This window comes from Testudinibacter sp. P17/SS/0325, assembly GCF_053570765.1.
In genome coordinates this window covers 829,093-854,507 of sequence record NZ_CM131635.1, presented here as the reverse complement: position 1 = coordinate 854,507, position 25,415 = coordinate 829,093, and the positions used below count along the sequence as shown (strand labels likewise).

General features: G+C 46.7%; 14 protein-coding genes and 1 pseudogene. 4 read left to right on the top strand and 11 right to left on the bottom strand.

Annotated elements, in window-relative coordinates; translation table 11 throughout:
• Nucleotides 1-10: 10 nt before the first annotated feature.
• From ACWA50_RS04085 to ACWA50_RS04075, 3 genes are all read right to left on the bottom strand, one after another.
• Nucleotides 11-697, bottom strand: coding sequence for a hypothetical protein (locus ACWA50_RS04085; RefSeq protein WP_431054044.1), 687 nt, complete (start codon nt 695-697; stop codon nt 11-13).
• Complete coding sequence (locus ACWA50_RS04080) at nt 690-10,667, bottom strand: two-partner secretion domain-containing protein (protein ID WP_431054043.1); 9,978 nt, start codon at nt 10,665-10,667, stop codon at nt 690-692. The genes ACWA50_RS04085 and ACWA50_RS04080 overlap by 8 nt, the downstream gene beginning before the upstream one ends.
• A gap of 98 nt (nt 10,668-10,765) precedes the next feature.
• Nucleotides 10,766-12,580 carry a ShlB/FhaC/HecB family hemolysin secretion/activation protein gene (locus ACWA50_RS04075; protein ID WP_431054042.1) on the bottom strand — a complete coding sequence of 605 codons (1,815 nt, stop codon included), beginning with the start codon at nt 12,578-12,580 and terminating at the stop codon, nt 10,766-10,768.
• Between the two features lie 319 nt (nt 12,581-12,899).
• Between ACWA50_RS04075 and ACWA50_RS04070 the strand changes: the two genes are divergently transcribed.
• Complete coding sequence (locus ACWA50_RS04070) at nt 12,900-13,064, top strand: hypothetical protein (protein WP_431054041.1); 165 nt, start codon at nt 12,900-12,902, stop codon at nt 13,062-13,064.
• 154 nt (nt 13,065-13,218) lie between these two features.
• On the opposite strand, the pseudogene ACWA50_RS04065 reads toward ACWA50_RS04070, so the two are convergent.
• Nucleotides 13,219-13,311 (bottom strand): annotated as a pseudogene (locus tag ACWA50_RS04065) (homocysteine S-methyltransferase family protein); the annotation flags it as partial.
• Between the two features lie 142 nt (nt 13,312-13,453).
• Here ACWA50_RS04065 and ACWA50_RS04060 point away from each other — a divergent pair.
• Together ACWA50_RS04060 and ACWA50_RS04055 are read left to right on the top strand one after the other, a co-directional pair.
• Complete coding sequence (locus ACWA50_RS04060; RefSeq protein ID WP_431054040.1) at nt 13,454-14,335, top strand: DUF808 domain-containing protein; 882 nt, start codon at nt 13,454-13,456, stop codon at nt 14,333-14,335.
• Between the two features lie 133 nt (nt 14,336-14,468).
• The gene (locus tag ACWA50_RS04055; protein ID WP_431054039.1) at nt 14,469-15,398 is read left to right on the top strand and encodes a site-specific integrase; all 930 of its coding nucleotides are present in this window, start codon (nt 14,469-14,471) and stop codon (nt 15,396-15,398) included.
• A 35-nt stretch (nt 15,399-15,433) separates the two neighbouring features.
• On the opposite strand, the gene ACWA50_RS04050 is transcribed toward ACWA50_RS04055, so the two are convergent.
• On the bottom strand, nt 15,434-15,820 hold the full coding sequence (locus ACWA50_RS04050) for a restriction endonuclease subunit S (RefSeq protein ID WP_431054284.1): 387 nt from the start codon (nt 15,818-15,820) through the stop codon (nt 15,434-15,436).
• A gap of 211 nt (nt 15,821-16,031) precedes the next feature.
• On the opposite strand from ACWA50_RS04050, the gene ACWA50_RS04045 reads away from it, so the two are divergent.
• A complete protein-coding gene (locus tag ACWA50_RS04045; protein WP_449343117.1) occupies nt 16,032-16,592 on the top strand; it encodes a restriction endonuclease subunit S in 561 nt (186 codons plus the stop codon).
• Here ACWA50_RS04045 and ACWA50_RS04040 read toward each other — a convergent pair.
• The 6 genes from ACWA50_RS04040 to ACWA50_RS04015 form a co-directional block, all read right to left on the bottom strand.
• On the bottom strand, nt 16,589-18,187 hold the full coding sequence (locus ACWA50_RS04040; RefSeq protein WP_431054037.1) for a type I restriction-modification system subunit M: 1,599 nt from the start codon (nt 18,185-18,187) through the stop codon (nt 16,589-16,591). The two genes, ACWA50_RS04045 and ACWA50_RS04040, sit on opposite strands and share 4 nt — an antisense overlap.
• A gap of 28 nt (nt 18,188-18,215) precedes the next feature.
• Nucleotides 18,216-19,457, bottom strand: coding sequence for a restriction endonuclease subunit S (locus ACWA50_RS04035; RefSeq protein ID WP_449343116.1), 1,242 nt, complete (start codon nt 19,455-19,457; stop codon nt 18,216-18,218).
• Nucleotides 19,458-19,537: 80 nt separating this feature from the next.
• Nucleotides 19,538-20,536 (bottom strand): virulence RhuM family protein, encoded by a 999-nt coding sequence (locus tag ACWA50_RS04030; protein ID WP_431054035.1) that lies wholly within the window; start codon nt 20,534-20,536, stop codon nt 19,538-19,540.
• A gap of 23 nt (nt 20,537-20,559) precedes the next feature.
• A complete protein-coding gene (locus tag ACWA50_RS04025) occupies nt 20,560-21,594 on the bottom strand; it encodes a virulence RhuM family protein (protein ID WP_431054034.1) in 1,035 nt (344 codons plus the stop codon).
• Nucleotides 21,595-21,602: 8 nt separating this feature from the next.
• The gene (locus tag ACWA50_RS04020) at nt 21,603-24,800 is read right to left on the bottom strand and encodes a type I restriction endonuclease subunit R (protein ID WP_431054033.1); all 3,198 of its coding nucleotides are present in this window, start codon (nt 24,798-24,800) and stop codon (nt 21,603-21,605) included.
• Nucleotides 24,793-25,371 (bottom strand): restriction endonuclease subunit S, encoded by a 579-nt coding sequence (locus ACWA50_RS04015; protein WP_431054032.1) that lies wholly within the window; start codon nt 25,369-25,371, stop codon nt 24,793-24,795. Before ACWA50_RS04015 ends, ACWA50_RS04020 begins: the two co-directional genes overlap by 8 nt.
• Nucleotides 25,372-25,415 lie beyond the last annotated feature (44 nt).

Genomic DNA, 25,415 nt, shown 5'->3' with positions numbered 1-25,415 from the left:
TATCTACTAATTATCTTAGGTAATAGTATGTATATATTTTTTTTAAAATATCTTTGTAATTCTCAATTTTAAATTCTTCTTTTTTTATATTGTATCGCTTTATTTCCCTAGTAAAAAATGGATCTATATTTTTATAAAAAGCAAAGCAATCTACAGCCCTATAAAAAAAAATAATATTTTTCACTTTCATTAAAATCTTCAAAAAATAATTATATAAAGAGTTATTTTTTAGATGTATTCGCTCAATTGTTCTTAGCATACTAAAAACACTAAATAGGTCTATAGGTATTTCTATAGCTATCCTAAAGGCTTCGAATGAAAAAAAGTAATATTTATCTTTATCAAATTCAACTCCTTTATCAAAATTATGAAAGGCATGATATAAAACTGCACGACTTATATCTTCTATGGTTTGATCATAATTATATAACCTATGAGGTCGCAAGGCTAAATCCTGAGAATAATTTTTAGTGAATTTCAATAAAAAGTTAAATGCTATATCACTCCCCTTTGAGCAAGCAATATTAGCCGCTGAAATTAATTCATCAAGATCACCATTGGATTTCAAAATATAATCTTCCAATAGAGGTATGATTTCATAAGGAAATTCATTTTCATCTAATTCTATCATCTCCCATTCAGATAATTTTTCCATACCATTTCTTGAGATATATAGAGATGATATTAAATTACTCATAAGCACCCCTTGATTTATTTATATACTCACTAGGCACTTTTGGAGTTATTAAAACCTCATTATCTCTTATTACATTATTTAAATCCCGTCTTGCACGAATAAATTCATATCTAGTATTTTTTGTTGGATTTCTAGAGTACGAATCAAATTTTATTGAGGATTTATTTTTCAAGTAAGAAACAACATCTTGATTTTCTATTATATCAACTCCCTTTAACTTACCTGATGAAATATCATTCTTTAGATTATCTAGCGCAACTGAAATTGTATTATACCCATATTTCTTCCCATTATTATTACCTGAAAAAGAAATATATTGGCTTTGTTCTTTCATTGGGCTAGCTCCCCTAACATGCTGTGTTATGGTTACATTTCCATCAACATTTGCTGATAATAAGTCCCCAGAGGCATTAATATATGCTTTTGTTTTCCCCTTAGCATTAATATTAGAATAAAAATTATCATCTGAACGATAAATAACTTTTCCATTAACGGCTACAGATTCAGTATGATAACCCTCAGTAATACCAATGATAGGTAATTTAGAGTTTGAAGTCTCCGAGCTTCCGATATTATTTACTCCACGCCCAATTACAACTCCACTTTCCCAAGCGTTACTCCAGTGTTCAATATCTTTTAACTTGTTATCTAATCCAGCTCCGTCATAACCTAAATCTCTTAAACTCTTTTCATCAAAGATCCGATAAATATCACTATCACCACCGCCTGCATAATGACCAACAACCTCTGATACATCGTTCTTATATAAGCGACTTTCAGCTCCAACTTCTCTACCTGAAACTAATGCGCCTTCCGCCATTTTTGGCAAAATAGTTGAAATAATATCGGTATAATCATTTCGACTTATTATTTCGTTTTCTGCCAATTGCTTAATGATTTCAAGCCCCTCAGAAGTCGCTTGACTGTTCAATACTTCGATTTGTTGGCGACAACTGTCAGTTATACAAGCGAGATACGCCTCTGTAAAATCTTCTGTAGATTTTACACCGTTTTCTTTCAACAATTCGACTAGAGCTTTATCCTTTTCAGATCTCAGATAGCTTTCACCCTGACGATTTAAAAGCGCATTATTCTCCACAGCACTTTCCGCTGTCGCCTGCCCAATCGCGGCATTAGCAAGCGTATCAGCGAGGTTCGTCGTGCCGTTTGTCGCGTTGCTCGCCATCCCTGCCGCCAATGCCCCTGTCAGGCTGCTGAGGGCGGTGATGTTCTGTTTCTCGCGCTCGTTCAGGTCGCTCGCCTTTTTGCCGTAGAGGGTTTGTGCCAACAGCTCTGCCGCCGCTTCCCCCGCTATCCCTGCCGCTGCACCACCCAACGCACTGCCGCCATTTACTTGCGCTTCGACCGCACTTAGGATGCCGTGCAAGAGCAGGTTCGCCGCTTTATCGACGTTGCCTTCTTTATCTGTTGTCGACGCTTTGATAAGTTTGTTCGCTTCCGGTGAAAGTGCGGTTGCCAATAGCTGTGTTGAGCTGCCGTTGGCGAGTGCGAGGCTGATAACTTTGCTGGCGGTATCTAAGGCGCGGCTGTAGTCACCGCCCGTTCCCCATGCCTCCGCTTGGCTTTTGGCTGCGTCGTAATCGGCTTTGGCTTGTTCATATTGCGCTGGATTGCCGCGTTTTGCCGCTTGTTCGAGCTTGGCTTGAGCTTCTGCCTGTTCGGCTTGGGCGGCAGTGTGTTGCTGTTTGCTGAAGCTCGCTACCCCTGCGCTGATGTCCGCAACCGCACTTTGCATGGCTTTTTGTGTGGCAAGTGTTGTGTTGATGTCTTTTGGTTTTTCGGTTTGCGCGTTGCCTGTTGTGCTGTCGCTGTTAATCCCCAACGCTGCCGCCGTGGTTTGGGTTGGTTGGCTGTCTTTGTCGAGGATAATGGTGCCTTCGCTCAAGGTCGCTTTGGTGACGCTGCTATCCTTGCTGCGGCTGTACATCGGCAAGCCGCCCGTCGGGCTGACGTCCGTCACTCGCTCCGGCTCGCCTTTGTCGTTTTTGATTACCTTGCCGTTTTCGTCCTTGTTCAAGTCCGAACTCGCGCTCACCCCAATGCTCGCACTCACCGCCTTGCTCTCACTACGGTTTTCAATGTCGTTGAAGGTCAGTTTGTTGGTAACAAGGCGGTTTTTGTCGGTTTGCTTGCCCGTGATGGCGCCGCCGTTCAAGTGAACATTATTCGCCTCCACATCATAGTGCTCTTCGGCAAACAGACCGCTTTGACGATTGACCTGTTGACGATTGGCACTGCCTTGTTGTGCGCTTGCGTTGGCACTCGCCTCCCAAGCCGTACCGAACGACACCTGCACCCGTCCGCCGACACTGCTGCCGCTGCTTCGCTGCTGCTCCCCGTCTTGTAAACTGTTAATCGTCAGGTCGCCGCCAATCCGGGTTTGAATCTGTTTGGCGTGCACCTCCGCCCCGTTCAACGTCGTATCGCCTTGGCTTTTGACGATAACCTTATCCGCATCCACAACACTATTATGATGATAAATGCCTTCACCCTGCTGACTGCTGCGGTTATAACCGGCTTCAACATAAGCGTAGACCCCCGTTTGTCCGCCGACGGAATAACCCACGCCCACTTGCGCGCCGCTGCTGCGTTGGCTGCTTTGTTGGCGATAACCCTCCACGCCCGCATTCAGTAAAATCTTGCCTGCCGCGTCAAACTCAACCGTACCGCCCGACGTGCGCTTGCCCTCACTGTCTCGGGTGGTGAGAGTGGTGTAGGTCGCATCAATATTGCCGCTGCGTGCCGTCAAACTTACACCCTCTGCCCCATTGAGATGGTTGCCGACCGCACTTTCGCTATAACGGGCGCTGTCGCTTTTCGCTTGGCTAAAGCCAACGCCGACTTCGCCTTTTATCAGATAACCTTTGTCCGATAAGCCCTGGTAGGTGCCGTAGCCTTTGGCTGCCAGTGCCGCGGTTTGCAACGCGTTTAAACGATCGTTGGATTTGTCGCTGCGCACCAGGGCTTCGGTCTGTTGTACCAAGTCAATCAACGGCGAGCTGACTTTGGCAAATGCGCCGATTTTGCTGTCACGGCTCGATTCGCGCTGTTGCTGCACATTAGTCGCTTGGCTGAACGTGAGGCTGTCGCCGACAATATCAACCCGTCCGTTATTCGCTATCACATCACTTGCCGTCTGGCGGTAATCATCTCCGGCATTCAAATTGACACGGCCTTGCAAGCTGCCCAAGGTGGTTCCCTTGTTCGCCAGTTCGTTTGATTCTGTACTTTCGCTGTTGCGATAAAAACCGGCGAAGCGTTCGGTGTCGGAGATAACCGCTTTTCCTATCCCTTTGCCGCTGCGGTTTGAAGCCTGTTGTTGCCATTCGTCAGTCGTGGTCAGTATCAGGTCACGCCCTGCGGTCGCGTCAATATCGGCTACGGCAACAACATCACTGCCGATAAACCGGATATCGCCTTTTTCGGTTGCCAGTGTCAACGTGCCGCCGCTGGAAAGATGGCTCACCTGTGCTTGTTTAATATCGCCGCTGTCTTGTTGTTGATTGCGGTAGTCAATCACACCCAGCATGGTTGCGCCGTCATAACCGCCGCCGCGCTGCTGTTTCTCGCCCCGTTGGCGCAAAATATCCTGTGCGACATCAAAAATAAGATTGTCTGTCGCGCTGAACGCCATATCACCGTCAGCGCTGAAGTTCGCCCCTTCGCTGAAAATACTGCCTTTGTCCGCTGTCACCGTTAGCTTGCCGCCGGCATTGAGTTCACTGACAACGGCACGTTGTTGGCTGCCTTGCTGTTGTTGCGATTGGCGTTGTGAGGTGGAAAAGTCCGTCACCGGCTTCATTAACCGCAGGGTGGTTTCCGCAACCGCTATGCCGTGCGCCGTTGCCGTGCCAACCACGCTTTTACCGTTTCCGCCTTGCGGTGATTGTTCCCCCATACTGTCTTGGTAAGTCTGCTTGGCGACTTCAAGCGGATTGTACATCACCTGCACACCGATACCGCGCATTTTGCTTTCTTGTTGCAAAGACCGCTCGCTGTTTTCCGTCATCGCCGTGAAATTAACCTCGCTGCCCCGCACCGTCATATCGCCGCCCGACACTAATGCGGAGGCGGCAATATCGACTTTTTCACCGCCTTTTATCAATAGGTTGCCTTGTGTGGCTTGAACCAAACTGGCATTCAACGCCGTCGATTGCCCCGTGCTATCCGTTGAAGACCGCGCTTTTTGATACCCCACCGTCGCCACACCGTTTTTCAGCGAAGCGCTAAAGCCGGATTTTTTATTTTTCTCCTCATAATGAGAGTTATACCGATTTTCTGATGCGTCAATCTGAATGTTATCTTTAGCCAAGATAGTAATATCGTTTTCAGCCGTCAGATTGCTGCCGACAATATGCAGGTTACCTGCTCGAAGATTGATCTCTTTTCCTTGTAATTGTGAACCACTTTGCTCGGTATGTGTTTGTTGTGAATGCGTTGTTTTGCTACCTTTACTAAACGTGCTGCGATATTTAGTGTGGTGATATTCCTCAAAGTCCAAATTAGATTCACGGGTACCGATCATCAGATCATTATTTGCAACCACATTCAGTTTGTCTTGCGCTGATAAGTGTGCACCTTCACTGGTCAGATTCTTCGCTTGTAGTTGTACTACACCACCGCCACTAACGCGGCTGTTCACCGCCTCCGTTACTGCCTCTCTGCGGCGATCGTCACTATTTCCACCCAACGCTTCGTGATAACCAACCTCAACCGTATCCAAAAGCAGATTATTTTTCACATCAAGCAGTGTCATACCCTCTCCTTGATTGGTGATATCCGCTCCGCTCACATGCAAATTATCAGCAGAAAGTGTTAATTTGCCGTCAGGATCACGCACATAGAAAGTAGCTTTACGATCCAGCACCGTATCACGGCGCTCAAATCCCGACTGCCGTACACCGCGAGTCCGTACGGTGGATTGATGCTGGATATCGCCATCCGCCTTAATCTGTAAAACCTTGTCCGCATCAATTTGCCCGCCTATATTACTTAGCGTTGATGCATCAAGTGCGGTCAGGCGGGAGCTTATCCGTCCGCCCAGATTTTTAATATTTTCCTGATTGAGGCTGACCAACTCTCTGCCGGCTATCGTGCCGCTATTAACAAGTTCGGCACCGTTGGTCATAACGCGATTACCGCTCAACAATGCACCTCGTCCGTCAACATCCCCTTTTCGCGCCAGCACATACACTTTGGGCACTAATACGGATACGGTTTCACCAGAATCCAATTGTACTTGTTGAGTTTCCAGCCAGACTATATCAGAAGTCAATTGTACAACTTGCGCCTCGCTCAAACTGACACCCAATGCTAAATTAAACTTATTCGCAAACGTAATGCCGCTGTCCATTAACGCTTTATACTGGCTTTCATTATCTTTATAGCCGCTTAAATAACGATATCCGGTTAATTGGTTGATTTGTTCATTAATCAGCTTTTGTTCATAGAACCCATCCCCCAAGCGTTTATGCGCGCGATTCGGATCGTGACGCAACGTATTGAGCATATAATCGGAGCTGAGCCATTGCTTATACTGCGCAAAAGCCGGGTCGGTTTCCACTAAGATATGGCTTTGTGTGTTTGGATTGACTTTATATAACGCCGAAGTCGGCAGGTGAGTGTCTATCTCAATAAAACGAACATGATCGTTTAAGGTTTTAACTACGGATTGCTTTTCCTCTCCCATGGTAAAGGGGGTAAATACCGATAAATTCGGCTGTAGAGTGCTATCCGAAGAGAAAATATCTACCGCTTTGTCCAAAACCACCTGTTTTTGCTCTACTTTGGTGAGATAAATCGGAATGGTTGTTGCTTCGGTTTTTAACAAGCCATTGGAGATTGGAATAGGATCCCGTTTATATTTAGTCCTACCGCTACCTGTTTTACCATTTTTGATTTCGCGACTATAGATTTTGCTGCCGTAATCTTCGGTAACACGAGTTCCCTCTTCATTTTTATTTTCAATCTTATCTGTCAAGCCCCGCATGATACCACCGGCGAGCACGTGGCTTTTATCATTTAAAAATGTGCTACCGCTGAATAACATATTGCCACCGGAAAGTATTTTCCCCGGCAGGCTGGAGACCACCACATCTTCTTTGATAATTTGTTTATCAACCTTGATATCATAGTAGTCTTTATATTCCTTTCTTTTTTCAGCAACATATTTTTGATTATGTTGTTCTATCTCACTGGACAACCACTCAAAAGCCGCTTTATTTTTTTCAACCCATTGTAAATAATAAGGCTTAATCTCATGGTCAAATTTTTCTTTATTACTCAAATAAACACTATAATCAATATCATACTGTAATTTTTTCTGCTCATACTCGGCTAATAACCGCTTGTAACGACGCTCTGATCTCCTTTTAACCGGCTTCACCGGTTCAATAGGGGCAACCGGCGCTTTAGCATTAACGAGATGGCGAGTAAGCGTATCATCTGCTTCAGTCGTGATATTAAAATAGCCCCACGCCGGATCGGTCGGGAAATAATAGGAATGAGGCTCAAAATCACACTGATTTGCTATCGATTGGCACTGATTGACCTGTGGCAAGATAAAGGATTGCACATCACCGTTTTCCGGTTTTATCACCGTATCTTGCTGACGCCAAATTAATTGGCTTTTTCCCCTCACCCCTGATGTCATCTGCAAAAGATTATAAGCAATTCTCAAATCTTTTTCGGCATAATCTCTAGGGACAATATAGTGCCAGTTGCGCACTTGTTCTCCGACAGTTTGCATTTCCGTTCTATAAAAAGCATTGGTATTTTCAATGTGATGAATCGCTAATCCCATTGCGCCGTTACTTTCAATCACCGCACTTTGATTATAAAGATGATCGGTTTTACCGGTAGCATGATTTTGCTCATCTAATGTTTGACCGAATAACAACTCGCCCTCACTGTAGATCATGGCACTGCCGTTCATATTTGGCACATAAGTGTCATTTTGGTTATAAATCGTTCCAACCCCGAGATCTAAGCGTTTTCTAGCGGCAATGACAGCACCGGCGTGTTTGCCATTCACGACCTCATCGTGGTTTTTTAACTGTTCGGCTTGCAACGCAATGCTGTCACCATAAATCCGCCCGGTACCCACGTTGTCAATAAGATCGGCTTTAAGCAACGTCAATGAGGAACCATCATCGCGCAAACTGTTAATCAACCCGCGATTAATAATCTGCTTACCCGCGATGAGCTCCACATCGCCGGCACTCATTTGCCCAGTAGCCCGGTTTTCGATCTGCTGCGCATGCAATCCTAACTGATGACCAGCCTGCATCACACTGTTATTGACCACATGACCCGCCGTTTTAAAATTAAAACTGCCTTTAGCATATATCGCCGTATCAGCCGTAAAGTCTTCTTTTAAGCTAATATTAAGATCACCACGGCTCTTTATATCTCCATCACCACTCAGCTGTGTCGCCTCAATCTCCAATAAATTAACCGCGTGAATCTTACCGGCACGATTATTAATCGACACCTCATTTCCCTGTAAAGAAGCGGTATTTAAGGAGGATAAAATACCCTCTTGGTTATTGAGATAACCCGCCGCCGTCATTGATAAATGATCGATCGCATAAATTCCGCCTTTTTGATTTTCTGCATTGTTGAGTTGAAGCTCAATTGTCCCTGCGATAATACCCTGTGTAATTTTTCCATCTTCTGTTGAAGACTCTGTTACTGTACCTTGATTTAACAGAGTATCGAGTTGCAAGGTTAATTTTTGTGTAGCCTGTATCAACGAACCGGTTTGTGATTGATGACGATTATCTAGCACTCGTCCAATAATATGCAAATCTTCACCCGCATCCAGAAACCCTTGTTGATTATTGAGTGCATCAATATTCAATACGCTATCACTGCCACTTAATAATGTCCCTTCTTGATTATCTAATATCGGTACCGTCACCGATAATTGCCGTCTGGCACTGATTTCACCTTGCCGATTATCAATCTTTGTCCGAATCTCGAGATTAGTATTACTTTGTTTGGAACCTATATTACCGCCGACATTATCAATAGCCTCGCTGGTTATCCATAGATGCTGTTCACTGACAATATTCCCTTGCCGATTATTGAGCGGCTTAAGGCTGGAGATGTCGCTATCTTGACCTGCAAACAGTGTTCCTTGCAGATTATTAAGAGCGGTAGTCTCTATCTTCATATTCCCGGCTGTGGATATTTTTCCTTTGATATTATTTAACTGCCCGCCGAGTGATAATTGAAAATCGGCTACGCTGCGCTGAATCCAACTGCCTTCACTGTTATTGATTTTGTCTGCACCGACAATAAAATAGTCGGCATTTAAGTTTGCGTTCTGGGTTACAAGTGCGGTCGGGGTGCGGAATTCAGCACTGGTTTCACTGCGGATGATACTGTTGTCCGCAGTAATCGCACCACTGCGCGCTTCGACCTGTAGGCGGTTGGCGCTGGTTTGGCTATTATTTAAATCAATCTGTTCGGCTTGTACGCTAATCTGCCCCGACGCCAGATTCTGCCCCTGCGCCACCGCACGTTGCTCGGCGGTTAAGGTCAGGTTTTTACCACTTTCGCTTGCCGCATTCAGGGTTTTGCGTTCACCGTTTTCGGTTTGTTCAAAGCGCACGCCGGCGGCAAGCACGGCGGATTTTCCAGCTTCAATCTGGTTGGCTTGGTAGGTGATATCACTTTCGGCGAAGGTTTCGCCCTGCTGGGCTATCTTGCCTTTTGCCTGCAACCGCACTTTGCCCTTGCTTTGTGAATCGCCTTTGGCAATCACGCTGCCGCGTTGGTCGATACCTTGGGTTTGGCTTTGCAGCTGCACATCACCTTGTTGCGTATAAACCGTGCCGCGGTTTTCTATTTGATGTTTTGCACTCAGCTTGACGTCTTGCTGTGCGCCGACAAAGCCGCTATTGACAATCTGCCCCTGCGAATCAATCCGCACATGGCCTTGGGTCGCGCCGATATGCCCGGCATTGCGCACGCCCAAGCCCTCTTCGGTGCCGACCAAGTGGATTTTGCCGGCATACATCCCGCCCAATTCCGATACGTCCACCGCATAGCGCACGGTTTGTGCCGGCTGTTCCGTGTCGTTTTGTTTGCTTTTATGAATGACTTGCACCGATTGATTGTCCGCCGAGACCTTGTTTATGCCGGTGGTGACTTTCAGTTCTTTCGCCCAAATGCCCGCATTGATTTCGGTTTCTCGCGCAATAATATCGGTGTAATCGGAACGGCTGGTGTCCATGCCGCGCCCGGAAACGGTGACTTTGCCTTGCTCGACTTGATAGCCTTTCACCATCCCGTTTTCCAGTTCCACCTTGCCGGTGGTCAAGGCGGTGCGGCCGGCGTTAATCGTGCCGCAGCCTTCGCAATGAATGCCGGACGGGTTGGCGATAATCACCTCGGCACGCTTGCCGGCGACTTCGACATAACCTTTCAGTTGGCTCGGGTTGTTGGAATTGACTTCATTCAGAATCACCTTGGCTTCGCTGCGTGCCAGATAGGGATTGCCCTGCACCCACCCGCCTTGTTCGGTTTGCACTTCGGTGCGGCTGTTGTTCAGAATCGCGCCTTGGGTATCGACATCGAACTGTTGGTATTTATTATGCGACAAGCCTTTGTCATTCGGGGTTTGGATATTCACCTGCGGCAAACCGTTCGCCGTTTGCAATATAATCGCCTGCTGGTTTTTCGGTGCGCTTTGGTCGGCGCGAATTTGCAGTTCATTGGCGGAGACATTGCTCACCAACAAAAAGCCCAACACGGTAAATAAACTGAGATTGACCGCACTTAGCCGCCAGCCTTGGGTTAAAAAAGTAAAACGGCCCGCCTCCTCCGCAACCATCTGTCCGCCCTCGCCTTTGGCTTTGCCCTCGCGGGTGGCTATTTCAGACACCACAACCACACGTTGTTGGCTTTTGCTGAAAATCAGGCGGTAAAGATGCTTGTTCATAGGGTGTTCCTTTTACGTTTACTGTTTTCTTCTTTTACTACTGTTTTCTTCTTTTACTACTTTTACTACTTTCTTCTTTTTTACTCTGGCGACTTGGATTAAAACTGATAACTCAGACTAAATCCGGTGGTTACATGGCCGGTACGGAAACCTTGCGGCTTATGAATAGGCGTACCGATAAAATACGCATAATCCAAGCCCCACAGATTGCCGCGCAAACCGACCGCGCCGCCAACCAGATGACGACCGAGAAGCTTGGCCGTACTGCGCCCGCGTACCACGCCTTTATCGATGGCAAGGTACAGTTCATGTCCGCTTGCCATCACATTCCACGCCAATTCATTGCGCCATAACCAGCCGCGGTCACCGCTTAAGGTCAATTCGCCGTCAAAACCGCGCACCGTGTAACGCCCGCCGATACTCAAGCGCTCTTGCGGAACAAGCGGGGTTTTGTTCCATTGCCCTCGCCAACCGGTACTCAATTGCCACGGCTGTTCGCCCAGTTTGAACGGTTGCTTGAAGCTGATTTCGGCACTGATGATTTTCGGGCGCGACGTGCCTTCGCCATGCGCCTCTTCCGGCGCCGCCAGCGAACGGTTGGCGCCGGTGCCGCGTTTATAGTCGAAGGAGAAATCTAAGGTGGCACTGCCGAGATATTCACGGTGATTCAGCCCGATTTGCCAACCTGCCATGCGCCGACGTTGCACATCGATTTCCGACCGGTCCACAAAGTTCGCGGTGCGGCGATGCCAGACACCAACTGTCGCCGTCGTTTTGCGGCTGCCGTCACGATATAACGTCCGGGAAAGGTTGGCATTCAAATGGGTGCTTTTGCCGGCATATTCATAATCGGTGAACGGGCCAAACACCGTTTGGTGGTAATCATATTGTGACCCGGACACGCTCAACAGCCAATTTTTCCACGGCACGCCGTAATACAGGCTGGTATTGTTGCTGCCGCGCGCACCGTCATCATCGCTGCCGCGTTTGAAACTGTGTGTAAAAGAAGCGTAAAACAGATCGTTCAACGACAACATGTTTTCAATCGACACCGTTGCCGTGCCCTGCAACCGCCCGGTCGCTTTACTGCCGCTATCGTCCAACGATAAAGACAAGCGATAAGGAAAGCGCTGTTGAAAATCAATCTGCAAATCACTTTCGCCCGGCTGCGCGCCATTGCCTTGCGCCGGGATGATTTGGATATCGGCATCGGCGTGCGGCGGGCGTTTCAGGTTTTCCAAGCCCTGTTCGATAGCGCGGATATTCAATAACGCCCCGCTTTTCGTCGGCAACGCAAACCACACCGTGGCCAACGTGGCTTTCGGATAATCGCTGTTATCCCGTAATTGAATTTGCCTTACTTTGCCGGGAATCACGGTTAAAATCAGCTTCCCGCTGCGTAAATCCTGCGGCTGCACCAACACCCGCGTGGTGACAAAACCCTTTTCGATAATCGCGTTTTGAATCCGATTAATCAGAATGCCGATGCCTTCACCGCCGATACAATGCGGCAGGGAAAAATCCCGTGCTTGATACACCGCATCCAACGCCCAATCGAATTGGCTTCTCGGCGGTCGTACACCTTTTAAAGCGTATGCAGTCATGTCAGTTTGGGTAAGTTCGAGGTCAGTCAGGTAAAGTTCAGAAATGGTCAGGCATTGGGCTTCGGGAATTAACAGGGGGCGTTCTTGAGTGGTTTCGATATCGCTTTGAAACCGCACTTCCGGATGATTGATTTGTTGCCGTTGAATTGAAAGGGTTTGTTCCTGCTGGCGTTGTTGCTGCTGAGCATCAAACGTCAGATCATCTGTGCTAGGTGCGGTGGGGGTTGCTGCATTTACTGTAGCCAGTATGTTAGTTATTGATAAAATTAGATTAAATCCAATAAAAGATAACTTAGAAGAGAATGACATGATATTCCTAACCAGGCAATAAAAAAATCTTATGGAGTATAACGTTATTTGATGTATTTTCCTAGATGTAAAACTCAGTAAATACTCATCCCAGGGCTTCCTGACAATTTGTTTATGAGGGGATTTTTGTTCCTGAAAATGTAAATGCAAGGCAAAAAACGCAGTAAGATTGGACATCTTTCGAGGCTTTTTAACGCAGCAGATGCGTTTTCAGGGGCGAAAAGTAACCGTAAATCGAATTGTCAGGAAGCCCTAGCGTCGCTACTTCTCGGTCTACGAATAAGACAACGATCCACTCTTGCCTTCTGGTAAACACAATATGGCAAAAAATCCGATGTCTGTCGGCAAAAGTGCGGTTTGGCGGGGTTTGGGTTTCGCACAGCCCGTCGATTTTTTTCGGGCAGCGGCGTTGGAACGGACGCTAGCGCAAGTGATCGAAGCAAAAATGGCGTTGATAACTGATCGCCAAATCGCGCACCGCTAACGCTGTTTCCACTTGTTCGCTTAAAAGTGCGGTCGGCTGTTGATGTTTAACTGCATTTGGCGTATTCGTCCGAACGCAAAATTGGTATATCTAAGGCACTATCGTCTAAGCTAAAAGAGATCCGGATCGGCTTAGGTTGCTTTGCCAATAATTGCAACAATAATGCCGACCATTTCGGCTGCTGAAACGGTGCGCCGATACGCAATAATTCACGCCCCATACCGCCGTCGAGTAGTGTAAATGTCATATGAACCTCACTGTTGTTTTGCAAAGCAAAACAGAGAACGGCATTTAAAATAGCAAGGGGGCGCCTCTTTCTTTTTCAACCTGAAACGGTTATAGTTTGCGCGTTTTTTCTCCATTATTTTGTCACAATACAAGGATTTTTTATGGCATTTGCCTCTCTTTTTACACTGTTAGATGATATTACTGCGGTATTGGATGACGTCGCGCTAATGACCAAAGTTGCCGCCAAGAAAACCGCCGGCGTGGTCGGGGATGACTTGGCATTAAACGCCAATCAGGTTGCCGGCGTCAAAGCCGAACGCGAATTACCGGTGGTGTGGGCGGTGGCGAAAGGCTCGTTTTGGAATAAAGTGATTTTAGTGCCGTTAGCACTGCTGATTTCCTCCTTTTTCCCGGTCGCCATTCCCTATTTATTGATGATTGGCGGTGCTTATCTCTGTTTTGAAGGCGTGGAGAAAATTTTTCATAAATTGCTGCATAAACATGACGAGAATGAAAGTGCGGTCAGCGGCGAGATGACCCCGGAGCAAGAGCAAGAAAAAATCAAAGGCGCAATCCGCACCGATTTTATTCTGTCGGCGGAAATCGTCACCATCGCCCTCGGCATGGTCAGTGATTACAATCTGCTGACCCAAGCGTTAGTGCTGTCCACTATCGCACTCGGCATGACGGTGTTGGTGTACGGTTTGGTCGGCGGGATTGTCAAACTGGACGACCTCGGCTTTTGGCTAATGCGCAAACCCAGTGCGGTCAGCCAAGCCATCGGGCGTGGGATCATTGCCGTAATGCCGCACTTTATGCGCCTGTTAAGCGTGGTCGGCACATTAGCGATGTTCTTGGTCGGCGGCGGCATTATCGCCCACAACTTCGGCTTGATCCACCACTGGCTGGAACAAATGCACTGGCTCGACGGCTGGCAATTCAACCTTGCCGCCTTGCTGATCGGCGTTGCCTGCGGCGCATTGGTGCTGGCGGTGGTGGCGACCTTCACTTCGTTGTTTGGCAAAAAGCCCGCGACGCATTAACTTATTTCGTGCAACAAGGCAAAGTGCGGTTAGTCATCTGTGATCTGACCGCACTTTTGCTTTCAACAAGCATAAGAAAAATATGCCTATAATTTAGTGCCTTAATTCGAGGCTCAATACGGAGAATTTCCTTATGCAAAATTCACAACGATCACTACAGCTTTTTTCCGCCTACTTTAATGATTGGGTAGCCACTTATAAAGAGGGGGCAATCCGCCTGGTTACTATGAAAAAATATCAGGCAACGCAATATTGGATTAAACTGCTTGCGCCAACACTTCAGGTAAAGGATTTAAGCCGAATCAGTTACCAAAAACTCTTAAATGATTATGCGCAAACTCACGAAAGACAAACTACCCTTGATTTTCATCATCAACTGAAAGGGGCGATTCTTGATGCCGTTGATGAAGGGCTGATTGAAAGTGATCCTACCCGTAAAGCAATCATCAAAGGCAAAACACCCAGAGGCAAAAAAATCAAATACCTGAATCAATTTGAACTGCAAGCCCTGCTCAACAGCTTGAACTTGCCGCCGATGCTGAACTGGGAATGGTTTATTTTGCTGATTGCCAAGACCGGCATGCGTTTTTCCGAAGCCTTGGCGATTACTCCTGCGGATTTTGATTTTGCCCACCAAACATTGCAAGTCAATAAAACCTGGAATTACAAAGAAAACGGCGGTTTTTCACCCACCAAAAACCGCTCTTCGGTGCGCAAAATCCAAATTGACTGGCAGACGGTGATTCAGTTTTCCCAATTAGTCAAAAATATGCCGCCCGAACAACCGATTTTTCACCGGCAAACAGCGGTTTACAATTCCACCATCAACGGCATCCTGACCCGTTTGTGCCAAAAAGCCAAGGTTTCCGCGATTACCATTCACGGTTTGCGCCATACCCATGCTTCGCTATTGCTATTTGCGGGTGTGTCGATTGCCAGTGTTGCCCGTCGGCTGGGACATTCAAGCATGACCACTACCCAGCATACCTATATCCATATTATTCAAGAGCTTGAGAATCAAGATACCGATATTGTGATGCGCCATTTGGCTGGACTTTGCTAGTTAATTCCGGCGGGTATAGACCCGCCCTATTCTGATTATTTCCCAGTCTTAATATAGGATGACTGACGTTGATGAGAAGCGATAGCCTCATCCAGCTGTTTGAAAAAGTTGCCGATCAATTTTTGTTCATGAATATCAGGAATTAATAAATTTTGTTTGGCAATATCTTTTGTATTTAAAGTTGTCATCATCAATGTTTTTGTTGTTGCTTTAACAAGAATATGTTTCATTACACTTTCATTGTTGATGTAAATCTTCATGAAACTTACATCCATGTCAACTTTAGGTCTATATACATTAAATACATGAGATACTATTCCATCTCTCAAGTCATTCAGAACAAATCTGCCAAAGGAAAAGTTTTTCGATTTATTTCCCTCGAAAGCAATATCTCCATAGTGGAGAATGTTATAGGTTCTCATGTAATCATCTGATGATTCTCGCTCATTCGGCACTAGTTTCATTTGAGCGACAGATATAACAGTATCTGATGAAAATCGTAAACTTGAATTCTTCTCACTTGATTTTTCCCATACGGCTTCAAACTTTCGCTGTTCCCAAGCGTGTGTATTTTTAATGATAGATTTTCAGAACCATTTCACACACGCTTGGGAACAGCGAAAGTTGGGGGATGTGGCGGATATAGTGCGAGGGGCTAGCCCACGTCCTATACAAGATCCTAAATGGTTTGATGACACAAGTAACGTTGGTTGGCTGAGAATATCTGATGTAACAGAGCAGAATGGGCGAATCTATCAATTAGAACAACGAATATCAAAATTAGGGCAAGAAAAAACACGCGTTTTGACCGAACCGCACTTGCTATTAAGTATTGCGGCGACGGTTGGCAAGCCTGTTGTGAATTACATTAGTACAGGTGTACACGATGGTTTTTTAATATTTCAAAATCCTAAATTTGAACGTGAATTTATGTTTCAATGGTTAGAGATGTTTAGAAGTAATTGGCAACGATATGGTCAGCCTGGAAGCCAGATAAATTTAAATTCAGATCTTGTTAAAAACCAGGAAATATTACTGCCAACTATCGCCGAACAAACCGCCATCGGCAACTTTTTCAAGCAGCTGGACGAGGCTATCGCTTCTCATCAACGTCAGTCTCCATTGCTCTTAGCCATTAAAAAGGCCATTGCCGCAACCGCACCGGCAATGGCTTTCAAAGCATTTTCAAACTAGATATTCACGCCCAGCAATCTCAGCTGTTCATGGATTTTCTGCTCTAATTCCGCAATTTCGCGGTTATCTTCCGCCAATTGCCGCAACACCTCGTCCAAGTCGATTTGCTCTTCTTCCTCAAAGGTATCCACATAGCGCGGGATATTCAGGTTGAAGTCGTTTGCCTTGATTTCTTCCAATGTGGCGAGATGGGCGTATTTGTCGATGCTTTGCCGTGCCTGATAAGCATTTACGATTTTGTCGATATGCTCATCGCTTAATTTGTTTTGGTTTTTGCCTTTTTCAAACTCGTTGCTGGCATCGATAAATAAAATATCCTTGGTTTGGCGGTTTTTCTTGAATACCAAAATGGCGGTCGGAATGCTGGTGCCGTAAAACAAATTGGCAGGCAGGCCGATCACCGTATCGAGCTGGTTTTTTTCAATAATGGTTTGGCGGATATGCGCTTCTGCCGCACCACGGAACAGCACACCGTGCGGCAGCACAATCGCCATCGTGCCGTTGTCGTTCAAGTGATAAAGGCTGTGTTGGATAAAGGCATAGTCGGCTTTGGAAGCCGGTGCGAGCTTGCCGTAAGGTGCAAAGCGCGGATCTTTCAGTTTGGTGTCGGCATTGTCCCATTTCGCGGAATAGGGCGGATTGGCAACCACGGCATCGAAAGCGCGCGGCTGATCCACGCCTTTGTCGTCGGGGCCGTCCGGCCAGTCGCCTTCCAGCGTATCGGCATTGTGCAGGGTCATATTGTAATAACCGACATTGTGCATCATCAGATTCATGCGCGCCAAGTTGTAGGTGGTGGTGTTCAGCTCTTGTCCGTAGAAACGGATTGCCCCCTCTTTTTCACCGCCGGGCAATTCGGCGCGCACGGTCAGCAACAGCGAGCCCGAGCCCATGGTCGGATCATAAACCGAAAAGGCTTCTTTCGATTCGGCTGCATTTTGCGTCACCAGCTTTGCCAAAATTTTGCTGACTTGGTGAGGTGTGTAGAATTCACCGCCTTTTTTGCCTGCTGATGCCGCAAACTGACCAATCAAGTATTCGTAGATTTCGCCCAGAATATCTTTGCCGTCGTCGCTTTTGTATTGCACGCTGTCCACCAGTTTGACAATACCATTCAATGCCTTGGCGCGTGCGGTGGTGGAATTACCCAAGCGTGAATCACCCAAATTGATGTCGTTGAACAAGCCGCTGAAATCGGCATAGGCTTCTTTGTTGAGTTCGGAATTTTTGTTAAAGCTGTCGAACAAGGCTTGGTAATCGCTTGGGATCATTTCGCTGTTGTTGATTTTGTCCATCAGCGACGCCCAAGTATTTTCCGGATTGATGGCATAACCCAAGGAGGCCGAAATATCTTGCAGATAGTCGTCCAATTCATCGGCGGTTGCCTGCGCCCGATACAACTCATTGATGGATTTTCCGGCTTCCAACTCCAATACTTCATTCTTTGTCAGATAGTCTTCTTGTCGCTCAGACAAATAGCGGTAAAACATAAATGCCAAGATATAGTTTTTGTATTCCGACGCGTCCATATTGCCGCGAAGTTCATTGGCCATTGCCCAAAGTTTGGAAGTGATGTCTTGCAGATTGTTACTCATTTTTTAATACTCCGTTTTATCTTATTGTTTATACGAACATTTGTTGTAACAAGCCCTTTTTCAGGGTCTGCATATGTTCCAGTTTACGTTGATGAGAAGCGATAGCCTCGTCCAGCTGCTTGAAAAAGTTGCCGATGGCGGTTTGTTCTTCGTGAATAGGAAATGGGATAGGCATTTGGGCAAATAATTTATCTTTGATGGCAAAACGATCTGCTCGTGCACCGGTATCGCCATTTTCTTCCATAAACCTATGCCAATGATTACTACTAAAATAGGTTTCTAAAAACTCATGCACAATGCCGTCTGTTCTGAAAACATAATAAAGTGGTGACATTACGCCAGTTCTACCCAGTTTATTCCGTTTTATTGGTCCAACAGGTGCTGAATTCGATATTCTTGGGTTGTAGACAAAATCATTATGCTTTACTACATAGTAGCCATTAAGATTACTTGAATTGGAAATATCTTTATCAAAGAAATCTCTTTGACTGACTATTCCAAATTCTGCTGAATTGGTAAATGTTTCAATATATACGCCATCTGTATTTTTTTGAGTTACCTTGCTGGAGATTTGATTTAACTTTCGCTGTTCCCAAGCGTCCGTAAAATTCGGGAATCTAAGCTCCGGAAATGCCTCTCCGTCTCTCGGAAACATTTTTTGCAGCATACTTTGCTTGAGTTTTTTCATTCGCTCATACTTACGCTGATGAGAAGCGATAGCCTCGTCCAGCTGCTTGAAAAAGTTGCCGATGGCGGTTTGTTCGGCAAGAGTGGGATATATCAGATTTACTTCTTTCAAATCATTATTTCTTAAATGAACAACAGATTTTCCCTGAGCGCATTTAGCTAAATCTCTCTGTTGCCTCCCATAGGAAAGCACTAGAGCTAAAAAAATAGGATTAATAATTGGTAAAGGAGTAATAATATTTAAATCTCCACCTAAAATAACATCTTGTTTTATAACAGCTGATGCTCTAGCAATATCTTCAGCCGTTTCTCCAGATGCAGGAACAATAACTTCCTTACCGCTACTTTTAATTGTAGAACTCAATATATTGGAAACAAAAGTATCAACTTCATTAATTACTGATTGATATTTAGTATAAAGTCTGCCATATAAAATGATTGGAAATCCTTTATTGGTTAAATCTCCTTTAGAATAACCATTCCCTTTAGTAAAACTTGCCAGCAATTCCAACTTTCGCTGTTCCCAAGCGTCAGTGAAGTCGGGGAAGCGTAGTTTTGGCACAGCGTTGTTTTTTGTGTTCATTGTTACTCCATGTAGGGTGGGTCTTGACCCACCATTTCAAAATCATTGTGGTTAATTGGTGGGTCAAGACCCACCCTACGTTATGTTTTTTTTACGGCATTTTCCAAAATTTTTAAATTGCTCAAATAATCCCGCTCCACTTGGCTGAGGGTTTTGGCTTGGAATTTTTGATATTCTGCTTCCACTTTTTTCTCCATCTGCTGATGGGAAATATTGCCTTTACCGGTTAAAAGCGTTTCGCCGGTGGCGGTCAGGATAGTATCAACATGGGCAATCCAGTCTCGCATGGTCATGGCAATCTCTCTGTCGGCTTGGCGTTCGGCAAAATCCAGATAACCGGAAACAAGCTGATTCAGCCCTTTCAGTTCTTTTTCGGAGAGATAATTTTTGGCGGTTTTGGCTTCTTTCAGTGTTGGTAGCTCACCTTTAAAGGTGGTCAGCCCCATAAAATCCTGATCATTATCCACGCGGGAATAAATCAATTCTGCAGCGGTGTGTTGATGAATGGCGTAGTGCATTTTGTTTTGCACAGTAGCAAAAAACTGCTTGGCAGTTTCGCTTTTGCCGTCATAATCCTGACTGGTGGCGAATAAATCCAAGATCTGACGATAAAATACTTTTTCACTGGAGCGAATGTCTCGAATCCGAGCCAACAGCTCTTTGAAATACCCGCCGCCGCCCAATTCTTTCAAACGGCTGTCATCCATGGCAAAGCCTTTAACCAGATAGTCTTTCAATACATTGCTGGCATAGTGACGGAACTGTACGCCGCGCACCGAACGCACGCGGTAGCCGATGGCTAAAATTATATCGAGATTGTAGTAGGCAACTTGTTTTCGTTGAACTTTATCAGCCATTGCGCCGTGAGCAGTGGTTGTCAACTGATAGTTGACAACCACTTTTTCAGATAACTCCCCATCGGCAAAAATTGCTTTGATGTGTTTGCTGATGTTTTGCTTGCTGGTTTGGAACAGCTCGGCGATTTCCAGTTGGTTCAGCCATACCGTGCCATCTTGCAAGCGCAGAGAAATCGCCGCATTGCCGTCTTCGGTGTTGTAAATAATAATTTGGTTGCTCATTTAACATTTTCTCATCATTGCATTTAATTCACGTTGTCCGTTTTTTTAACCAAACGGTTTTTTAATTCGCTATGCACTTCATCCAGCAATATGACATCTTCCGCTTCGGCTTGTGCTGCCTGCCATTGTTTGCGGGCGGTATCGAATAGTTCGTATTGGGCGGCTGCCAGTGATTTCATCTGCTCGCGATTGCGCGAGCCTTTGCCTGCCAATATCTCAAAGCCGTTAAATGCCAATAATTGCTCTACATTGTTGCGCCAATAGGCAAGGGTTAAATCACGGCGGTTTTTCACCTGCAATTCGGCGGATTCCAAAAAGATGGTGCTCAAGCGGTTTAGGGTGTCGATTTCATCGGCATTGAGGTAGTTTTTGTCAATGATGATGTCGCCTTTGCGAACCACTTTGCCCTTCCATGCCTGCAAACCCATATTGGGCTGATTGGCATCGGCACGGCTGCACACCAGCTCTGCCGCTGTTTTGCCTGTGGCGGCATACAGCAATTTGTTTTGGGTTTCGGCAAAAAACATCTCGGTGGCTTTATCGCCGGGGTCGTAATCTGACGACAGTTTGAACAGATCACGGATTTTTTGATAAAACCGCATTTCGCTGGCTCGGATATCGCGAATCTGTTCAAGCAGTTCGTCAAAGTAATCCGGTCTGCCATTCGGATTTTTCAAACGTTCGCTGTCAATCAAAAAGCCTTTTTGCAGATAGCTTTGCAAATGCTGATTTGCCCAACGGCGGAACTGCACCCCTCTGGAGCTACGCACACGGAATCCGACCGCCAAAATCATCTCCAAGGCATAATGCTTTACCTTGTATTGCTTGCCATCGGTGGCAGTTATCAAGTAATCCTTGATAACTGAAAACTCATTTAACTCTTTGTCTTCCAATATATTTTTGATGTGCAAGGCGATATTTTGCACGGAGGTGTCAAAAAGTTCGGCAAGCCGGGCTTGGCTTAACCAAATATTGTCGCCCTGCACAAACAAGGCTACGTTGCTTTTGCCGTCGTCGGTGTTGTAGATAATGAAGTTGTCTTTCTGCATTTCGTTCATGGTTTTCCCTAGTGCTGTTCCGTCATGCGGTCTGCCAATTCGTAAATCGCCGCGCGTAAATCGTTGCCGTAACGGATTTTGCTTAATTGTTGTACTGTTTGGTCGTGCGCCAACGTACGGTAGTCTTTGCGCGCTTCGGCAATCAGGTCGCGGATTTGACCGTTGCCGTCGAGGTCTTGCACGCCGTATTGGTGTTTGGAAAACAGTTCGCGCATTTGTGCGCTGCTGATGATGTCGGTAATGCCCCATTTCACCCGGAAATCGAGGAAAGTGCGGTCGAGGCTGACATTGCTGGCTGCCTGGATAATCTGTTCGCTCGATTGCAGGTTGCGCACGGGATAGGTGATGTTGTCGGCTTCAGTCGGGTAGCTGCCGTTGAAAATGGCGGTGGCGGCATGGATGATGGTGCTGGCGTAACCACGATCTTCCAAACCATTGGCAAAGCGGGTGATTTCGGCGCGGGTTTGCTCGGCTTCTGCCATTTTCTGTTCGTGCACTTCGTTGAGCAGCCGCTCGACCAGCGCGGTGAGGTAGTCGTAATCGATTTTGACGTCTTTCACATGGGTCATGCGCAATTCGATTTGGTGCAGCGGGATTTTTTTACTCTCTGCCAAGTGCTGTTTCAATTCGTTTGCCAGCACGGTGGTGAGCATTTTTTCCTGCTCGGCGGTGATGCCCAAGGCGGCGAGCAAGACATCGGGCTGGTCGTAATCAAAGCCGATTTCGCCTGCTTCGGGGTTGTATTGCTTGAGTTTGGACATGCCGTTGTTGTAGTCGCGCAGCAAATCGACCATTTGTTCTTTGGCTTTTTCAGACGGCGGTAATTGATTGAAATCGTCAGTCATTCCGCCGATTTTTTGCACGGTGGCTTTCACCTCTGCCAACACTTCATGAAAGGGCTTTGCCAGCAAGCCGTCTTTTTGGTTGCTTTGGCGCTGCTCGTCGGGCGAGAGAATCGCCGAATCCTTGTTGGCATAGATGGCGAGCGCATCGTTCATCAGCTTTTCATTGTGCGCCGGCCAGCGGTAATTGACGATGCGTCCCCACGGTTTTTCTTTCATGTCGGCAATGCGGTTGGTGCGCGAATAGGCTTGAATTAAGCCCGCACCTTTCAAAGTGCGGTCTACATAAAGCGTGTTAAGTTCGGGCGCGTCAAAGCCGGTCAGTAGTTGATCGACTACGATCACCAAATCGAGAAATTGCTTGTCGGCGGCGGATTTATTCAGACGGCTAGTGACATCTTGGGTGTAGCGCGCCACATCGTCCATTGCAAATTGAGTGCCGAATTGCCGGTTATATGCCTCAATCGCTTCATGCAAACCGCGGTTGCTTTCAAGCATACTGTCGTTGTTGCTGGTATTGAGGCTGAAGGTGACCGCCACTTTCAGGGTCGGCAATCCGGCGGCTTGGTTTTCCGTGTTGACGCGTTGAAACTCGCGGAAATACATCATTGCCATCGGCGTGCTGGCTTTGCCGCCGCCGACGTGGGTGGTGAAGAGGGCGTTGTATTTGCCGTCGTTGGAGCGGTTGCGCCAGTTTTTGAAAATATCCGCCACCACCAGCTTCACATGGTCGGCATTTTCGTCGTAAAAGCTCGACTCGACTGCATCGTCCATATCTTCTTGGCTTAGGTTGGCGATTTTGTCGGCGATTTGCTGCTCGCTCCATTTCGGATACCGCACTTTATAAAATTCGGGCAGGTATTTGTTTTTCATCTGCACTTCGTCGATGGTGGTTTCAAAATCGACTTTGAAGCCCAACACATTGCGGTCGGCAATGGCTTCGCGAATGGTGTAAGCATGCAGTAACGGACCGAAAATGTCTTCGGTACGCAGGCCTTTGGTCGTGTCGTCAAACATCGGCGTGCCGGTGTAGCCGATCCAGGCGGAACGCTTGAAGGCTGCCTGAATTGCTTTGAAACTGTCGCCGCCGGTGGAGCGGTGCGCTTCATCGACGATAAAAACGATGTTTTTATCAGGCGCGACAAAGCGCTTGCGTTTGATCAGGGTGTCAAGTTTTTGTACCGACGTGACGATAATGTCGTTGCCCTTACTTTTGAGCTTGCGGCTCAAATCGCTGGTGTTGTTGGTGTCTTTGACCACGCCGCTTTTCACCAATTCGCCGACATCGCCGTCGGGATCGTAGGCTTGGTAGTTTTCGCTGGTCTGACGGGTGAGCGCAATGCGGTCGACCACAAACACCACTTTGTCCACGCGCGGCATACGGCTGGCAAGCCAGGCGGTTTTGAAACTGGTGATGGTTTTGCCGCTGCCGGTGGTGTGCCAGATATAGCCGACCTTGTTGTTGCCGAATTCGAAATCCACTTGTTTCAGACGGCTGATGATGTTTTGGGTGGCATACACCTGATACGGGCGCATCACTTTGAGCATTTGCTTGTTTTTAGTGCCGTCCAAAATCATATAATTGGTTGCCATTTGGTGCGCCATCGGAATACTGAGCATGGCATCGGCAAAAGCACGCCAATCGCGCACGATGGCGTTGCTGTCGCGGTGTTGCCAGTTGAAGGCGAAATCTTTGTTGAATTTGTCGACAGTGGTGTTTGCCATGTATTTGGCGTTGTTGGGCGTGAGGGCGACCAGAATTTGCAGAGTGGAAAAAATATCGCGGTATTGCCCCTCATCGATATATTGGTGCATCTGGTTCAGGGCATCGTTCACATCGAGGGTGTCGCGCTTTTCTTCAATCTGAATAATCGGCAAGCCGTTGATCAGCAAGGTGGTGTCGAACACGCGGTTTTGCTTGCCGTTGATGCGTGCCGGACGTTGGATTTGATTCACCACCTGATAGACGGTGTCGCCTGCGCCAACTTGTTTTTGGTCGAACACGGTCAAAAAAACATGACGGCCGTCATCCAAATCAATCTCGATTTGTGAAACGCCGTTCATGCCGTAGAGGAATTGCCCTGCCTGATAGGGTGTATACAAATCGGAAATAATCTTTTTCACCTGATTGAATTCCATTACACTCAACGGGTGTTCCAGCGTATTTTGGTTGTGCTGTTCGAGAATCTTTTTGAAGTTCTGCCATAAATCTTCGGTGGTTTTGATTTCGGGGTGATAACGCCAGCGTTTGGTGGCAAAATATTCCGCCTGCGGCTCGGCAATGGTATTGGCATTCTCAGGGCGGCGGATCACGCCGTGGCTCAAATATTGGATCAGTTCGGTTTCAAATTGGCGTTCATTCATGCTCGCTTGCTCCTGCCAGTAAGAGATTAATCTGTTGGGTCTGCCGTTCGGCTGCCTGCTGTTTCAATGCTTGCAGGCGCTGCTGCATCAGGTAAATATTGCCGATGATTTTTTGCTTTTCCAAAGGGGGAAGTGCGGTCAGGGTCAGGGCTTTGAGCTGCGCCAAGGTGTATTTCAACACACTTGACCCCTGCAAAGCCGCTGCCCATTGCTTTTTGATGTGGCGGTTTTCATTCAACAGATACACCAAAAATGCGGCATCCAGACCTTGTTCGGGCAGCAGCTTGATGTAATTTTGCGTTTGAATCATGCCGCCATGTTGCTCACCAACCATTGCCGCTTTGCCGGAAATCAGGCTGAACACCACATCTCCGCTAGCCAGCAGACAAACCTTGTCGAAGGTGGCAACGCTTTTGCTTTCAGACGGCATCGTCGCCATGCCGGACAAATCGGCGGCAAGATGGTGCTGGGCATACCAGATGTACACCGGCGCGCTGCTATCTGTTGATTCCGTAACCCGGAATTGAGGCGAGCCGCTACCGAATTGCACATAATCGCTGAGTTTTTTCATGTCAAACCAAAAAGTGATTTTAATTAATTACAAATTAAAATCAG